The organism is Marinimicrobium sp. C6131 (assembly GCF_026153455.1).
Lineage (GTDB): Bacteria > Pseudomonadota > Gammaproteobacteria > Pseudomonadales > Cellvibrionaceae > Marinimicrobium.
The window spans coordinates 258,295-273,862 of record NZ_CP110629.1; the positions used below are offsets into that span (position 1 = coordinate 258,295).

At 59.0% G+C, this 15,568-nt stretch carries 12 protein-coding genes; 11 read left to right on the plus strand and 1 reads right to left on the minus strand.

All coding sequences use genetic code 11. From position 1 onward, the window contains the following. The first annotated feature begins 96 nt into the window (after positions 1–96). The 6 genes from OOT55_RS01115 (at position 97) to ispH (ending at position 7,751) form a co-directional block, all read left to right on the plus strand. Positions 97–1,692: a DUF342 domain-containing protein gene (locus OOT55_RS01115; RefSeq protein ID WP_265367333.1), complete on the plus strand. Its 1,596-nt coding sequence runs from the start codon at positions 97–99 to the stop codon at positions 1,690–1,692. Positions 1,693–1,826: 134 nt separating this feature from the next. After that, the gene (gene ribF / locus OOT55_RS01120) at positions 1,827–2,786 is read left to right on the plus strand and encodes a bifunctional riboflavin kinase/FAD synthetase (RefSeq protein WP_265367334.1); all 960 of its coding nucleotides are present in this window, start codon (positions 1,827–1,829) and stop codon (positions 2,784–2,786) included. Between the two features lie 243 nt (positions 2,787–3,029). Then, positions 3,030–5,828 carry an isoleucine--tRNA ligase gene (gene ileS / locus OOT55_RS01125; RefSeq protein ID WP_265367335.1) on the plus strand — a complete coding sequence of 933 codons (2,799 nt, stop codon included), beginning with the start codon at positions 3,030–3,032 and terminating at the stop codon, positions 5,826–5,828. Continuing rightward, positions 5,821–6,300, plus strand: coding sequence for a signal peptidase II (gene lspA, locus OOT55_RS01130; RefSeq protein ID WP_123639519.1), 480 nt, complete (start codon positions 5,821–5,823; stop codon positions 6,298–6,300). The genes ileS and lspA overlap by 8 nt, the downstream gene beginning before the upstream one ends. After that, a complete protein-coding gene (locus tag OOT55_RS01135; RefSeq protein ID WP_024462540.1) occupies positions 6,293–6,745 on the plus strand; it encodes an FKBP-type peptidyl-prolyl cis-trans isomerase in 453 nt (150 codons plus the stop codon). Before lspA ends, OOT55_RS01135 begins: the two co-directional genes overlap by 8 nt. 73 nt (positions 6,746–6,818) lie before the next feature. After that, positions 6,819–7,751 carry a 4-hydroxy-3-methylbut-2-enyl diphosphate reductase gene (gene ispH / locus OOT55_RS01140; RefSeq protein WP_265367336.1) on the plus strand — a complete coding sequence of 311 codons (933 nt, stop codon included), beginning with the start codon at positions 6,819–6,821 and terminating at the stop codon, positions 7,749–7,751. Here ispH and OOT55_RS01145 read toward each other — a convergent pair. Continuing rightward, a complete protein-coding gene (locus tag OOT55_RS01145; RefSeq protein WP_265367337.1) occupies positions 7,748–8,275 on the minus strand; it encodes a GspH/FimT family pseudopilin in 528 nt (175 codons plus the stop codon). The two genes, ispH and OOT55_RS01145, sit on opposite strands and share 4 nt — an antisense overlap. 199 nt (positions 8,276–8,474) lie before the next feature. Here OOT55_RS01145 and OOT55_RS01150 point away from each other — a divergent pair, with 199 nt between their 5' ends. Genes OOT55_RS01150 through OOT55_RS01170 form a run of 5 tightly spaced genes read left to right on the plus strand, consistent with a single transcriptional unit; the run spans position 8,475 to position 15,566 of the window. Further along, on the plus strand, positions 8,475–9,029 hold the full coding sequence (locus OOT55_RS01150; RefSeq protein ID WP_265367338.1) for a GspH/FimT family pseudopilin: 555 nt from the start codon (positions 8,475–8,477) through the stop codon (positions 9,027–9,029). A 3-nt stretch (positions 9,030–9,032) separates the two neighbouring features. Then, positions 9,033–9,509, plus strand: a complete 477-nt coding sequence (pilV, locus tag OOT55_RS01155) for a type IV pilus modification protein PilV (RefSeq protein ID WP_265367339.1) — start codon at positions 9,033–9,035, stop codon at positions 9,507–9,509. A gap of 2 nt (positions 9,510–9,511) precedes the next feature. After that, positions 9,512–10,552, plus strand: a complete 1,041-nt coding sequence (locus OOT55_RS01160; protein WP_265367340.1) for a PilW family protein — start codon at positions 9,512–9,514, stop codon at positions 10,550–10,552. A 10-nt stretch (positions 10,553–10,562) separates the two neighbouring features. Next, the gene (locus tag OOT55_RS01165; RefSeq protein WP_265367341.1) at positions 10,563–11,144 is read left to right on the plus strand and encodes a pilus assembly PilX family protein; all 582 of its coding nucleotides are present in this window, start codon (positions 10,563–10,565) and stop codon (positions 11,142–11,144) included. A 45-nt stretch (positions 11,145–11,189) separates the two neighbouring features. Further along, positions 11,190–15,566: a pilus assembly protein gene (locus OOT55_RS01170; RefSeq protein WP_265367342.1), complete on the plus strand. Its 4,377-nt coding sequence runs from the start codon at positions 11,190–11,192 to the stop codon at positions 15,564–15,566. The last annotated feature ends 2 nt before the right edge of the window (positions 15,567–15,568 follow it).

The following is a 15,568-nucleotide window of genomic DNA, read 5'->3' on the forward strand; positions in this document are numbered from 1 at the left end:
GGCACTCCAGCCCCTCAAGAGGCGCCGGCCCCCGCCGGATCTGCCTCGGCGAACCCGCGCGCGGCCCAACTGAACCCATGCGCCATCACGCTTTCGATGGATGAACCCCGTGGCCTGCTGCAGGGGCGGCTGGAGCCGTCGACCGAGGAGCAGCCCTGGGATCTCGATCGCCTCAGAGTGCGTTTGGCAGAGGCGGGGTATGGTGAATGGTTCGCTCCGCAAGCCACCCTTGAGTCGGCGGTGCAGCAGGCCAACAACGGCCGTTGCGGGGATCTGGTTCTGGCCGAGCGCCGCGATGCCCGGACGGAATGGCGCATTGCCGAGGACCGCCAGGCGGCCTTTCTGACCCTTCACCCGGCGTGGGGCGGGCACAAGCTGACCCGGGAGGCCCTGCTCAAGGAGCTGTTGGCGCAGGGTGTCGTCAAGACCTGTATCCACCTGCGAGCCCTGACCCATGCCGCCGAGGCGGGGCACGCCGAATCCATGTGTGTGGCCCGGGCTCGCCTGCCCCAGCCGGGTGAGGACGCCCGTTTTGTGTCTTTGGTAGCGCGGGACGATCAACTGGCATTGCAGGAGGATGATCAAGGGCGCGTTGATCTGCATCATCTGCACGAGTTCGTGGTGGTGGATCCGGGCATCCCCCTGCTGCGCCGTATTCCCGCGACCCAGGGCGAGCCGGGCGAAGATGTCATGGGGCAACCCCTGATGCCGACGCCGGGTCGTGCTCGGAGCTTCGATTCCCAGAATGATGGGGTTGCCCCGGACCCGGACGATGCCAACGTGCTACGGGCCGCCATCAGGGGGCACCCCGTGTTTTCATCCAGCGGCGTACGGGTGGACCCCACCTTGCGCCTCAAAGCGGTGGATGTTTCCACGGGCAGTATCGACTTTGAGGGCTCGGTGGAGGTGGCGGGGGATGTCGCTAGCGGTTTTGTTCTCAACGCAACGGGAGACATTCTGATCCGCGGGATGGTTGAAAAAGCCGATATTCGCGCCGGTGGTAATCTTACGGTGCTTGGCGGAGTTGTGGGGGAGGAGGTGGGTCGACGCCACGATGGCGACCTGCGGTTGCGAACACACCTCACCTCTGGCGGAACACTGAGCGCGAAATTTATCAATCTGGCGTATGTTAACGTCCGCTATGATCTGCTGGTGCGCGAGTATGCCCTGCAGTGCCGGCTGGTGGCGGGACGGGACATCAGCCTTGGGCAACCGACGGGCAAAGGCAGCCTCATCGGGGGTAGCGCCAGCGCCGGCCGGGCGCTGGTGGCCAATACCTTGGGCAGCGAGGCCGGAGTCGCCACCGAAGTGTCCGTGGGGCGCCCCAACCGCCGGCGTCGCCTGGTGGGGCAGCTCAAAGAAGCCTTGACGCTGTGCGAGCACAACTGGCAGCGGGTGTGCGACACCCTGGATTGTATCCAGCGGGGGGAGATGGCCACGCCGCCCACCGATAAACTGAAACGACTTTATGCGACCCGGGACTCACTGCGGGCGCGCCGCCAGAGAATCCGTGGATTGATCGACCGCCTGGTGGGGGCTCGGCAAAGTGCCAGGCCCAGTCGGGTAGAGGTCAAAAAGCGTCAGCATGCCAACCTCAGCCTCAACATTGACGGCGTTCGCCGCTACTTCAATACCGAACATGGTCCCTCGTGCTGGCACAGGCAAGGCGCCGAACTGGTGCGCGGCTCCTGAATCGGTCTTCCCCCCAAGCCCTAGTCACCTCTTACTCCAGCCCGCCCGCTCCTGTACCTCTTACCCCCACCCGCCCGCTCCTGTATACTCACGCGTTTTGTAAAGTCGACTGAGCGAGGCGAGCGGGCATCACTGTGAAACCGGCCCCCAAAGAGTTCATCCGCGGGCTGCACAACCTGCGCCCCCGACACCGGGGCTGCGTGGCGACCATCGGCACCTTCGATGGCGTGCACCTCGGCCACCGGGCCATTCTGCGCCAGCTGACCGACGCCGCCGAACAGCACCAGCAGCCCGCCGTGGCCATCATATTCGAGCCCCAACCGCACGAATACTTCGCCCGCGAACGGGCCCCGGCCAGGCTGATGCGACTGCGGGAAAAAATCCAGGCCCTGTTCAGCGCCGGCGTCCAGCGGATACTGTGCCTGCGCTTCAACGAAGAACTGCGCAGCCTCACCGCCCAGCAGTTCATCGACCGCATACTGGTGCAAGGCCTCGGCATCCACCACCTGGTCGTGGGCGACGACTTCCGCTTCGGCTGCGACCGCGCCGGCGACTTCGAACTGCTCACCGCCGTGGGCCGGGAACAAGGCTTCACCGTCAGCGACACCTGCACCCTGGAACACGCCGGGGCGCGAATCAGCAGCACCCGCATCCGCCAGGCCCTGGAAGCGGGCGAATTCGGCCTCGCCGAACAACTGTTCGGCCACCCCTACCGCATCGGCGGACGGGTCGGCTACGGCAAACAACTGGGCCGACAACTGGGCGTACCCACCGCCAACGTGCAACTGCGACGCTACCGCTCGCCCCTGCACGGCGTCTTCGCCATCACCGCCCACCGGGCCGATGGCAGCGCCCACCCGGGCGTCGCCAACGTCGGCGTACGCCCCACCGTCAGCGGCTCCACCCGGCCGATCCTTGAAGTCCACCTGCTGGACTTCACCGGGAACCTCTACGGGGAGCGCATCGACGTGGAATTTCACCGCAAACTGCGGGAAGAACAGAAGTTTGAATCGATCGACAAACTGCAAGAGCAACTGCAGAAAGATATTGCAGAAGCAAAACAGTTTTTTAAGCAAGGTAAAGGGACACACTGAACTCAGAATTTGGCACGGAGGCCCGAAGCGGGTAAAGCCTTCCCGGACCGTGGAGCCGGGGACCGGCGATTCGAGCCCCCAGGGATGGGTTTACGGCGTGTCCGGGAAGGCTTTACCCGCTTCGGGCCGGACTTAAATTTGGCACGAAGGTTCTGTGGTGGGCGACCCCACAGCGGGCCGAACCGACTTACGAAGCACCACAAACAGACGTGAAAGCCACAAATACTTGGCGAACTGACGATTATGAGCGACTACAAAGCAACCCTGAATCTGCCCCACACCGCCTTCGCCATGAAGGCCAACCTGGCACAGCGCGAGCCCGAAATGCTCAAACGCTGGCAGAAAGACGATCTTTACCAGCAAATCCGAAAGGCGCGCTCTGGTCGGGAGCAATTCATCCTGCACGACGGCCCCCCCTACGCCAATGGTGACATTCACATCGGCCACGCCGTCAACAAAATTCTGAAAGACATCATCGTCAAAAGCAAAACCCTCAGCGGCTTTGACGCCCCCTACGTGCCCGGCTGGGACTGCCACGGCCTGCCCATCGAACACAACGTCGAGAAAAAGCACGGCAAAGCCGGCGTCAAACTCGATCACAAAGCCTTCCGGCAAAAATGCCGCGACTACGCTGCACGTCAGGTCAAAGGCCAGAAAGAAGACTTCATCCGCCTGGGCGTGCTCGGTGAGTGGGACAATCCCTACCTCACCATGGACTACAAATTCGAAGCCGACATCATCCGCTCGCTCGGCAAAATCGCCGACCAAGGCCACCTGCACAAAGGCTTCAAGCCCGTCTACTGGAGTGTCGTGGGCGGCTCCGCCCTGGCCGAAGCCGAAGTTGAGTATCAGGACAAAACCTCCTACTCCATCGACGTCAAGTTCGCCTTCACCGATCAGCACGCCCTGGAACACGCCGTACCGGGCCTGACCGGCAGCGGCGACGTGTCGCTGGTGATTTGGACCACCACCCCCTGGACACTGCCCGCCAATCAGGCCGTCAGCGTCAATCCGGAACTGGACTACGTCGTGGTACAGGTCGGTGATGAGCGACTGCTGGTGGCCGAAGCGCTGCTCGAATCGGTGATGCAGCGGGCCGGGCAGGAGGACTACAAAGTGGTCGGGCGGACGCCGGGCAAGGAGCTGGAAAACCTGCAGGTGCACCATCCGTTCTACGCCCGGCAGGTGCCGGTCATCTGTGGTGACCACGTCACCACCGACGCCGGTACCGGCTGCGTACACACCGCCCCGGACCATGGCATGGATGACTTCGTGGTGGGTCAGAAATACGGCATCGGGACCCTGAACTACATCGACGACAACGGCCTGTATCGCGACAGCGTGGAGATCTTTGCCGGCGAGCACGTCTACAAAGTGGACGAAAAGGTCGTCGCCCTGCTGGAAGAAAAGGGCGCCCTGCTGGCCCAGGGTAAAATCACCCACAGCTTCCCTCATTGCTGGCGCACCAAAACTCCGCTGATCTTCCGGGCCACACCCCAGTGGTTCGTGAGTATGACCAAGAACCAGCTGCGCGAGCAGGTGAGCGATGCGGTCGATCAGGTGCAATGGGTGCCGGATTGGGGGCGCGCGCGCATCGACTCCATGCTGGCCTCCTCGCCGGACTGGTGTATCTCACGTCAGCGCACCTGGGGTGTGCCCATTGCTCTGTTCGTTCACAAGGAAACCGGTGATCTGCACCCGGAAACGCCGGCATTGATCGAAGCGGTGGCCAAAAAAGTCGAGCAGGACGGGATGGACGCCTGGTTCGACCTGGATGCCGCCGAATTGCTGGGCGACGATGCCGAGCGCTACCAGAAGGTCACCGATACCCTGGATGTCTGGTTCGACTCCGGGGTGACCCATTTTGCGGTACTGCAGCAGCGCGGTTATCTGCGCTACCCGGCGGACCTGTACCTGGAAGGCTCGGATCAGCATCGCGGCTGGTTTCAGTCCTCCCTGAAAACCGCCATGGCCATGAACGGTACGCCGCCCTATAAAACCGTACTGACTCACGGCTTCACCGTGGATGCTCAGGGCCGGAAAATGTCCAAGTCTGTGGGCAACGTGGTGCCGCCCCAGAAAGTCATGAAAGAGCTGGGCGCCGATGTCCTGCGCCTGTGGGTGGCCGCCACGGATTTCAGTGGCGAGATGAGCGTCTCCGATGAGATCCTCAAGCGCACCGCCGACTCTTACCGTCGCATCCGCAATACCACCCGTTTCATGCTGTCCAATCTGAACGGGTTCGAGCCTTCTGAACACGCTGTGGCACCAGAGAAAATGGTGGCCCTGGACCGCTGGATCGTCGGACGCGCCGCGGAGCTGCAGGCCGACATCATCAATGCCTACGACCAGTATCAGTTCCACCTGATTTACCAGAAGCTGCACAACTTCTGCGTAGTGGAGCTGGGCGGTTTCTATCTGGACATCATCAAGGACCGCCAGTACACCACCCAGGCGGACAGTCTGGCGCGGCGTTCGGCCCAGACCGCGCTCTATCACGTCACTGAAGCCATGGTGCGCTGGATTGCACCGATTTTGAGCTTCACCGCCGATGAGATCTGGCCGTTGGTGCCCGGTGAGCGTCAGGGACCGGTGTTTGCGGCTGAATGGTACGCGCTGCCCGACGCCGGGGAGTCCGAATTCAGCGAAGAGGATTGGCACCAGATTGCCGAAGTCAAAGATGCCGTGAACAAGGTGCTGGAAACCCAGCGCGCCAATGGTGTGATTGGTGGCGCTCTGGGCGCGGAAGTGACTCTGTTTGCCGACGACGACCTGCGAGCCGTGCTGCAGAAACTGGGCGACGAGCTGCGTTTCGTGCTGATCACCTCCACCGCTCAGGTGCGCCCGCTCGATGAGGCCACGGAAGCGGAATTGACGGACGTTGAGGGACTGAAGGTCGCGGTGGAAAAATCCAGCTACGACAAGTGCGAACGCTGCTGGCATCACCGGGCCGATGTGGGCAGCGTCGCCCAGCACCCGACCCTGTGCGTCCGTTGTGTGGACAACGTCGAAGGGCAGGGTGAGGAACGCCACTATGCTTAAATCCGCTTGGCGTTGGTACGCCCTGGCAATTGCCGTGATCGCGCTGGACCAGATCAGCAAACACTGGGTATCCGCCGCACTCACCTATGGCGAGCCCGTGGTGTTCACGCCGTTTTTCAACTTCACCCTGCTGCACAACCCCGGCGCGGCGTTCAGCTTTCTGAGTGATGCCGGGGGTTGGCAGCGGTGGTTCTTTACCGTGGTGGCCGCCGTGGTCAGCGTGGTGCTGGTGATCTGGCTGGCGCGGGTGAGCGAAAAACGCTACGAGGCGTTGGCGCTTGCGCTGATTCTGGGCGGTGCTATCGGCAATCTGTACGACCGGGTGGTGCTGGGCTATGTGGTGGATTTTATCGTGGTGCACTATCAGGATTATTACTGGCCGGCCTTCAATATCGCCGATTCGGCCATTACCGTCGGCGCCGCCCTGTTGATCCTGGATATGTTATTTGGCAAGGACAAACGTCATGACTGAACAGCTGCCCGTGGGGCCCGGGACCACCGTCACGCTCCACTTTTCCCTGCGCCTGGAAGATGGCGAGGAAATCGACTCGAACTTTGATAAAGACCCGGCGACCTTCACCGTCGGTGACGGTAATCTGCTGCCCGGGTTTGAAAAAGTGCTGTTTGGCCTCATGCCGGGTGACCAGCAGGAATTCACCATTCCGCCCGAGGATGGTTTCGGTCAGCACAACCCGAGCAATATGCAGGAAATGCCCCGGGATCAGTTCGGCCCCGATATCGAGCTGGAAGAGGGCCTGATGCTCTCCTTCGCCGACGCGCAGAAGGCCGAGTTGCCCGGCGTGGTGCGGGAATTCGACGATCAGCGGGTGCTGATCGATTTCAACCATCCGCTGGCTGGGCGGGATATCCTGTTCAAAGTGGCGGTTTTGAACGTCGAGCCGGCTCAGGTACACTGAACACCTGCGCCGACCGTCGGCGCTCACTTTGCGCGGGCCCCGCCCGCCGGAACCTCTCAGGTTGTCTGACACTATGCAAATCAAACTCGCCAACCCCCGTGGCTTCTGTGCCGGTGTCGACCGGGCAATTGATATTGTCAATCGTGCCCTGGATGTCTTTGGCGCCCCCATTTACGTTCGCCACGAGGTGGTCCACAACAAATTTGTGGTCGACACCCTGCGCGAGCGCGGTGCGGTGTTTGTGGAGGAACTGGAGCACGTGCCGGACGATGTGATCGTGATTTTCAGCGCCCACGGTGTCTCCCGCGCCGTGCAGCAGGAAGCCCGCGATCGCGGCCTGCAGGTGTTCGATGCCACCTGTCCGCTGGTGACCAAGGTGCATGTGGAGGTGGTCCGCTACAGTCGGGAAGGCCGCGAGTGCGTGCTCATCGGCCACGAGGGTCATCCGGAAGTGGAGGGCACCATGGGTCAGTACGACGCCAGCAATGGCGGTGCCATCTATCTGGTCGAAGATGAAGACGATGTGGCGGCGTTGGAGGTCAAAAACCCCGACCATCTGGCCTACGTCACCCAGACTACCCTGTCCATGGACGATACCGCCAAGGTGATCGACGCCCTGCGGACCAAATACCCCAATATCCTGGGGCCGCGCAAAGACGATATTTGCTACGCCACCACCAACCGTCAGGATGCCGTGCGCCAATTGGCGCTGGAGTGCGATCTTGTGCTGGTGGTCGGATCCCACAACAGCTCCAACTCCAACCGTCTGCGCGAGCTGGCCGAGCGCTGTGGCACCGAGGCATACCTGGTGGACGGCCCCGAGTGCATTCGCCGCGAGTGGCTGGAGGGCAAAGAGAGCATCGGTATCACTGCTGGGGCCTCTGCACCGGAAGTGCTGGTGGAGCAGGTGGTACAGAGGCTGCGCGGCTGGGGCGCGTTGACGGCCGAAGAGGCCGCGGGGACGCCTGAAACCATCAGTTTCAGCCTGCCCCGGGAATTACGTTAGTCAGAGCTCGTGCAACTGTCTGCACCAATCGGCTCTCGACGAACCCGCCCCATTCTGGCCAACACCAGTTTATAGCCCTCGGCGCCATCTGATGTACAGATGGTGATGGTGCCGGCCTGAAAGCCGCCTCTGGGTGTCCCCGAGGCATGTCGGCTTTGCCCGCTGCCAACGTAGGACACGTAGGAACTCACTGGCTGATTTCCCTCAATCCGTACAACCCTGCCGTCCAGTGAGTGGCTGAGGATGAGGGGCTCACCCTCATCCCGGACGCCGTTGTGGTTCAGATCGTCAAACAGCTCCCAGCCGTTCTCCCAGCCCCCCTGGGCCCTGAGTGTGGCTCGTCCGTTGCGGGCAATAGCACGATGCCGGGTGGCCTGAAGGGCGCTCATCAAAGACTGGGTTGCAGTGTGTGCCCGGGACTGGTCGATCTGGCGCTGGAAAGAGGGCAGGCCAATCGAGAGTAGCAGGGACAGAATCACCAGAGTGATAAGCAGTTCCAAAAGGGTGAATCCGCGCTGTGGCATACTTTTCCTCCATGAAAACCATCGGCTCCCACCAGGGAACCGTTCATACATCCTTGTTGACCACATGTCGCGTGTCGGCCGTCTAGAGCCGTGGCCTGTGGTAGCGTGGATACTATAAAGTCCGACTTTGCGTCCGTCCAGTGGGCGTTAGGACAAAATCGTTATAAGCAGCCGCCGGCTAACAAAGGTTCGCAGACTTATGAATCGAACACATCCTGAAAATGTGAAAGGGTTCACGTTAATCGAGTTGATGGTCACGCTGGCCGTGCTGGCCATTGTGCTGACCATCGCTATCCCGAGCTTTACCAGTCAGGTTCGGGACAACCGGTCATTGACCTTTGGGGATGAATTCGTGACGGCGCTCAACTTTGTTCGTAGTGAGGCGGTCAAGCGGGGCCGTAACGTATCGCTGTGCGCGGCGAATGAAACGCAAACCGGGTGCGGCAACGATTGGGGTAATGGCTGGCTGGTGGCGGTCGACAGCGCCGCAGAGAACGATAACAGTGTCGATATTGATGATGTGGATACCGATATTCTGAGGGTGTGGGATGCTTTCGGCGATGAGATGGAACTGACTGTCACCCGCAATAACGCGGTGAGTTTCGTCCGATTCACTCGCCAGGGGGGGCTACCCCGGAACAGCGTCAATCCTGTGCTGGCGACGGCGAAACACGAAAGCTGCACGGGGGATTCGGCGCGGTCGATCAGAGTGGCTGTGTCGGGCGCGGTGCGAGCTGTGCGGGTGGAGTGTTAACCGATGGCAAATAGAATAGTGCAACAGGCGATGTCACGCCAGCGCGGTGCCGGACTGATCGAAGTGCTGGTAACAGTGTTGATTCTGGCTACCTCTCTGCTCGCGATGGGCGCGCTGCAGAACCGGTCATTGCAGTTTAATCACAGCGCTTATCTGCGCTCGCAGGCCAATCTTTTGGCCTACGACATATTGGACCGGGTGCGTATCAACAGTGACGAATTTGAAGCCTACTCCCACGATTTGGGCGACGATGCGCCTGGCGGGGGTGATGTGACCAATGCGGATATCAGTGACTGGTTGAACGCCGTCGCCGGTACTCTGCCCGGTGGCGAGGGCGGTATTGACTGCGAGGACGCCACTTGGGTGTGTACCGTGACCATTCGTTGGATCGATGACGACCGGCTGGCGGCAGAGATCGATGAAGACGCGGCTCAAGAGACCACCACTTTTACCTATTCGACCCGGGTTCGAGCGAAATGAATATGCGTAGCCAGAAAGGTCTGTCTTTAATTGAATTGATGATTTCGCTGACTCTGGGCATCGTGTTGATGACCGGTGTGATGCAAATGTTTCTGACCAGCCGGATGACTTACAGCACGCAGCAAGGGATCTCCAGTATCCAGGAAAGCGGCCGTATGGCCATGGATTTCCTGGCCGAGGATATCCGCATGGCGGGCTATATGGGGTGTTCTTCCCGCAACCCCAACCTGACCAATGGCCTGGAGGCCTCGGGTAACTTTCTGTATGACTTTTCACAGATGGTCGTAGGGTACGCATCCGACACGGTGTTGCCTGGAGTCAATAACGTGGCGGATGACACGGACATTCTGGTCATCCGGCGGGCTTCCGATGCCAGTGTACATCTGGTTCAGCAGCACAATGCCGGTAGCAATGCCAACTTCCGGATTGATGAGGAGCCGGTCAATAGCTGCTTGTTTGATGGGCAGCTGTGTGACGACAACATTGCCATCATCTCGGATTGCTCTAAAGGGAGAATTTTTCGCGCGGTCAATGTACAGGACTCGTCGGGCGGAGGTGCGGAAGGGCTCGTCGTGCACAGCAACGGTGGCTCTACACCGACCAACATTGATTCCCAGCTCGGTGGCCAGCAGTTCGGTGTCGGGTCGGAAATCATGGCGTTCAACACCATTGTGTATTTTATCGCGCCCAGTGCGTTTCAGGGGGGAGGAGCGCAGGTGCGCAGTCTCTGGAAAAAAGTGGGGGAACGCGATGCTGTCGAGTTGATTGAGGGCGTGGAGCGGATGCGGCTGCAATTTGGCGTCAGTGACGGCTCTGGGACACTCGATCGGTACGAATGGCGGGAGGATATGGTGGCAGACGACTGGGCCAATGTGATCGCGGTACGGGCGCATCTTCTGGCAACCGGACTGGACAATAATGTGCTGCCTGAACCGCAGGTGATTCAGTTTGCGGGTGAAGCTTTGAGCGCGGATCTGGTGGCGGATCGCCGGATGCGGCAGGTTTTTACCAGTACGGTGGGTGTCCGCGGGCGCCTGGATTGAGGTGAACAGTATGGTATTGAACGAAGTGATGCAGACGGGTGCCACACCGGCTTCCAACCAGCGGGGCGCCGTATTGATTGTCGGTCTGATCATGCTGCTGCTAATGACCATTGTCGGGCTTGCCGCCATTCGGGGCAGCGGTCTTCAGGAAACGATGGCGGGGAATATGCGTGAGCGCAATGTTGCTTTTCAAGTGGCGGAAGCCGGCCTTCGTGTCGGTGAGAGCCGGGTGGAAAATACAGAATGGGATGCGTCGGATTTCGATGGCGGCATTGCGGGCTTCTATCGAGACCTCGGAATTCCGGCGAATAACGCATTTGACTCGCCGATGCGCGCCTGGGGGGACGATGAGTGGGATCAACGCGCCATTGAGGCGGATTTGGAGCTGGATGATTCAGTTCAGGATAGCCCCCGCTACCTGGTGGAGAGAGTTACGGTGTTGGCACTGGATACGGCGACACAATCCGGAAGTTGTATTGATATTGAATGTCTTGATTCGGTTGAGGATGAATTCTATCGGGTTACCGCTCGGGGCCAAAGTGCATCCGGGACCTCAGACGCTGTCGTGCAGTCAACGTACAGAGCGCAGTAATTAAGGTTTTTTGAGCTTAACCCATGTTGAGCCGGGGATATAAAGATGAACATGAACAGTTTTCAGACGAAAGGGTATTGGTCGTTGTTGGCTGGCTTTTTGGCGGTTGCCATCTCGCATTCCGTGGCCGCAGTCAATATCGCCAATGACCCGCTGTTTCTACAGCAGCCGGTGCGGCCAATCGTCATGTTGAATATGTCGAATGATCATCAGCTTTTTTTCAAAGCCTACGATGATTATTCCGATAGGACGGGTGACGGTAATGTCGATAACACCTACGTTCATGATCCGGAAGATAACCCTTACTATGGGTATTTTGATAGCGATAAATGCTATACCTACAATACAACTCAGAACCGTTATGATCCCTCTCGAATGGTCGACAGTGATGGCTACTGTAACGCCGGAGTCTCCAACGAGTGGAGCGGCAACTTTCTGAACTGGGCCTCCATGACCCGTATGGATGCGGTACGCAAGATTCTGTACGGTGGCTTGCGTTCCACCGACACCGCTGACACCACTGTGCTTGAAAGGGCCTTTCTGCCTCAAGATGCACACTCCTTTGCCAAGTACTACAACAAATCTGACCTCGGACGCTTGACGCCATTCGGAGGTGCGCTCGATGCGGCCGGGGGAGCGGTGTCGGTGGGTGGGACCTCGCCTGACTCGGGTATTACCATCTGTAATACCACCGAGCCCTCCAATCGTAATCAACTGTCCCAGAATGTCGATGCGCCCCCGATTATGCGAGTCGCTCGTGGCAACTTCTCCCTCTGGGCGAGCAATGAACGGTGGCAGTGTCGCTGGGGGCAGGGCAGCAACGATAACAACTCGACACTGAGCGGGATCAACGCTTACTCAAGCAGTCCGGGCCGTACGACGCGGCGTCTGGGTGGGCGGGACTTCAATGTCAGGGTCAGAGTCTGTGACGCGAGCCTGGTGGGTCCCCGGAACAATGAAAATTGCCGGGCCTACACGGCGGACGGTGGCGAGGAAAACCTGAAGCCATCCGGATTATTGCAGGAGTTTGGTGAAGACGGTCGAATACTGTACGGCCTGATGACCGGCTCTTATGCCAAAAATAAATCGGGGGGGGTGTTGCGTAAAAACGTCGGCGATCTGAGTCAGGAGATTAATGACGATGGGACCTTCGTTCGTCCAGAGGGGGAGGGCATCAACACCTACAATGGAATTATTAGCACCCTGGATCGCCTGAGAATCTATGGCTACCGGTTTGATGACGGCACCTACCACCGCGGCAGCCACGGTTTTGATAACAGTGGCAGTGACGGTTGTCTATGGTCGCGAAGCGCATTTTCCGACGGGCACTGCTCCAACTGGGGTAATCCACAGTCGGAGATCTATCTGGAATCACTGCGTTATCTGGGGGGCTTCGATGCCCAGAGCGACTACGATGCAGACGATTCATCGTATATTACCGGACTCAATACTGCGGACTGGGTGGCACCGGTCACTAACGACAATTATTGTGCGCCGCTGAACGTCATTCAGTTCAATGCCTCCACTAGCTCTTACGACGGTGATCTGGCAGATGGTGTCGCCTCCGACATTGGCTTGACCAGCATCAATGCCGCGACTAACTCGGTCGGCAGTGCAGAAGACCTGCATGGTAAGGATTATTTCGTCGGTGCGATTAGCGGGGCAGAGGGTGCCAATGCCGACCAGCTATGTACGCCCAAGCGGGTGAATGGCCTGGCGGATGTGCGCGGTACCTGTCCTGACGCACCGCGACTTGACGGGTCTTATAAAATTGCGGGTCTCGCCTACCACGCGAGAACGGAAGGTATTTCACTGAAAGGTGTGACCGAGGCGTCCTCTCAGGAGGTGCTGACTTACGGCGTGACGCTGGCCCCGGCCATTCCGCAGGTGTCCATTCCGGTACCCGGATCTACTACAGAGCGGATTACCCTGTTGCCTGCTTGCCGCAACACCAATTCAACGCTGAATAGTCCTGCCAACTGCGCGCTGGTGGACTTTAAAGTGGTGGAGCAGGATGTGGAACGTGATGAGGATGGCAATGAGACGCGTACCGGTAAGCTCTATGTCAACTGGGAAGACAGTGAGCAGGGGGGTGACTTTGACCAGGATATGTGGGGCATTATTGAGTACGCCGTCACCGCCGATAAAGTCGATGTAACCACTCAGGTGATTGCCCAATCCACCGGTGACCCCATGGGCTTCGGGTACGTCATCGGTGGAACTGAGGCCGACGGCTTCCATGTGCACTCAGGGGTCAACGGGTTCCGCTATACTTCGGCCTATCCGGACCTGTTTGACGGCTGCGGTAATACCGACGGTACGCGCTGTTCCTGCCGGGTAGGCAGCGGGTTTGGTGGTACCGCCGGCCCTTGTAATTACTCGAGCGCGGACGCACAGGCCCGCACCCAGAGTTATGAAATTGGCTCGTCCGCCGAGCTGCTGCAGCCACCGCTATACTACGCTGCAAAATGGGGCGGCTTTGCGGAAGACGTCAAGGTGGAAGATGTCAAAGACGGTGATGTTGAATCTTATTATTTCGCAACCGATCCCAAGGAACTCGAAGATGGTCTGCGTCGACTGTTTGGTCAGGTCGAGGCGAGAATTGGTTCGGCGGCCTCGGTGGCGACCAACTCGACCAACCTGACTGAGGGATCCTTTGTTTTCCAGGCCCGATTTAACAGCGAAGACTGGTCCGGTGAGCTCTTGGCATTCGAGGTGGGTAGTGATAACTCCATCAGTGACACATCCGCTTACTCGACCGACGCCACGATGAGAACCTCTGAGGCGCTGCCGCCCAGACGGATCATTTCAGTCAATGAAGCGGGTGATCAGATCAATTTCCAGTGGAGCAGCCTCTCGGCAGGTCAGCAAGCGCTGCTAAACGGCGAAGATGGCCGAGGTGAGGATCGCCTGCGCTGGCTGTGGGGCAGTAACGCCAATGAAACTGCAACGGGAGGGCTGCGCCAGCGCCCGCGCGGCCGTGCGTTGGGAGATATCGTCAATTCAAGCCCGGTGTATCTGGGTGAGCGGGATCGTGGTTATAGGTTGTTAGGTGGCACGGAGGGTAGTCGTTACGCGGCCTACTTGCGCGACGATAAGCGAGAGCAACCCCACACCCTATTTGTTGGCGCAAACGACGGTATGCTACACGCCTTCGATGTGGAAAATGATGTGCTGCGAGAGCTGTTTGCTTACGTCCCCGGTGGTGTCTACGATAAACTCGCAAATATTTCAAAGCCTAATTACGGTAGTCAGGATAACCCCCATAAGTACACAGTCGACGGGCCGCTGGCAGTTGGTGATGCCTACTTTAATGACCGCTGGCGCAGTGTCGTGGTGGGTACGCTCGGCGGTGGTGGCAAAGGAGTGTTTGCTCTGGATGTAACAAATCGGAATAATCCGCAGGTCATTTTTGAGCTCAATGGCGATGACGTTCCTGGTCTTGGTCATGTGATGGGGGCGCCATTGATTGTCAAAATGGCGGATGGAAAGTGGGCTGCGGTATTTGGTAACGGGTATGGCAGTGACAGTAATTCATCGCAGCTTTTTGTCGTCGATTTTGATAATCCCGACAGCCCGACTGTACTTGATGCTGGTGCCGGACGAGGCTTGTCGGGTGTGGCGCTTCTGGGGAATGCTTACGGTCAGGTACAAGCGGCATATGCCGGGGACCTTCAGGGGAATCTATGGAAGTTCGACCTCAGTGGCAGTAACAACCGGAACGGCTGGGGCCGAGTCTATGGTGGAGCCATGTTCCAGGCCAGAGATGAAAATGGCAACCCTCAACCAATATTTGGCGCGCCGACCCTGGGCCGAAACGACGAAAAGGGTAATGCCGTCATGGTGTATTTTGGTACGGGTAAGTACTTCGAAATCAATGACAACAACGTTACGGCCAATGATCCGGATCACCACAGCTTTTACGCCATCGCGGATACTAACACAGCGCACAGTGGCGACCGTACCAGTTTCCTGCATCAGCGGTTTATCCAAGACAATGGCACAACCCGGGTGGTGAACGATGGTACCGGCGTCGATTGGACAGCCGACGATGGCTGGTTTATGGATTTCAGTACCCGGGTCGGGGAGCGCGTGATCAACAAGCCTCTGTTGCTGTACGATAAGCTCATTTTCCCCACCATCATTCCGTCGGCCACGCCGTGCCAGTTTGGCGGCCAGAGCTGGTTGATGGAGTTGCCAGCTGTGGGCAACCGTAACGTGGGCGAAAGTATTTTGGCGCAAGATGGCGAAAATCCCAATCAGCTAAATGACTCGTTGATTCTTGGTGACCCGACCCACAATCTGGTTGATAATGAAACGGGCAAACTGATCAGCAGTACCTCGGATGGTTCGTTGCGTGAAGATGACACTAACGTTCCGAAGGGGACTTACGGCCGCCAGTCCTGGCGCCAGCTTCGCTAATA

Excerpts from the sequence above, each read along its gene's own strand:
- OOT55_RS01115 (WP_265367333.1), top strand. The coding sequence starts at position 97 with ATGGATGAACCCCGTGGCCTGCTGCAGGGGCGGCTGGAGCCGTCGACC.
- ileS (WP_265367335.1), top strand. The coding sequence starts at position 3,030 with ATGAGCGACTACAAAGCAACCCTGAATCTGCCCCACACCGCCTTCGCC.
- lspA (WP_123639519.1), top strand. The coding sequence starts at position 5,821 with ATGCTTAAATCCGCTTGGCGTTGGTACGCCCTGGCAATTGCCGTGATC.
- OOT55_RS01135 (WP_024462540.1), top strand. The coding sequence starts at position 6,293 with ATGACTGAACAGCTGCCCGTGGGGCCCGGGACCACCGTCACGCTCCAC.
- ispH (WP_265367336.1), top strand. The coding sequence starts at position 6,819 with ATGCAAATCAAACTCGCCAACCCCCGTGGCTTCTGTGCCGGTGTCGAC.
- OOT55_RS01145 (WP_265367337.1), bottom strand. The coding sequence starts at position 8,275 with ATGCCACAGCGCGGATTCACCCTTTTGGAACTGCTTATCACTCTGGTG.
- OOT55_RS01150 (WP_265367338.1), top strand. The coding sequence starts at position 8,475 with ATGAATCGAACACATCCTGAAAATGTGAAAGGGTTCACGTTAATCGAG.
- pilV (WP_265367339.1), top strand. The coding sequence starts at position 9,033 with ATGGCAAATAGAATAGTGCAACAGGCGATGTCACGCCAGCGCGGTGCC.
- OOT55_RS01160 (WP_265367340.1), top strand. The coding sequence starts at position 9,512 with ATGCGTAGCCAGAAAGGTCTGTCTTTAATTGAATTGATGATTTCGCTG.
- OOT55_RS01165 (WP_265367341.1), top strand. The coding sequence starts at position 10,563 with ATGGTATTGAACGAAGTGATGCAGACGGGTGCCACACCGGCTTCCAAC.
- OOT55_RS01170 (WP_265367342.1), top strand. The coding sequence starts at position 11,190 with ATGAACATGAACAGTTTTCAGACGAAAGGGTATTGGTCGTTGTTGGCT.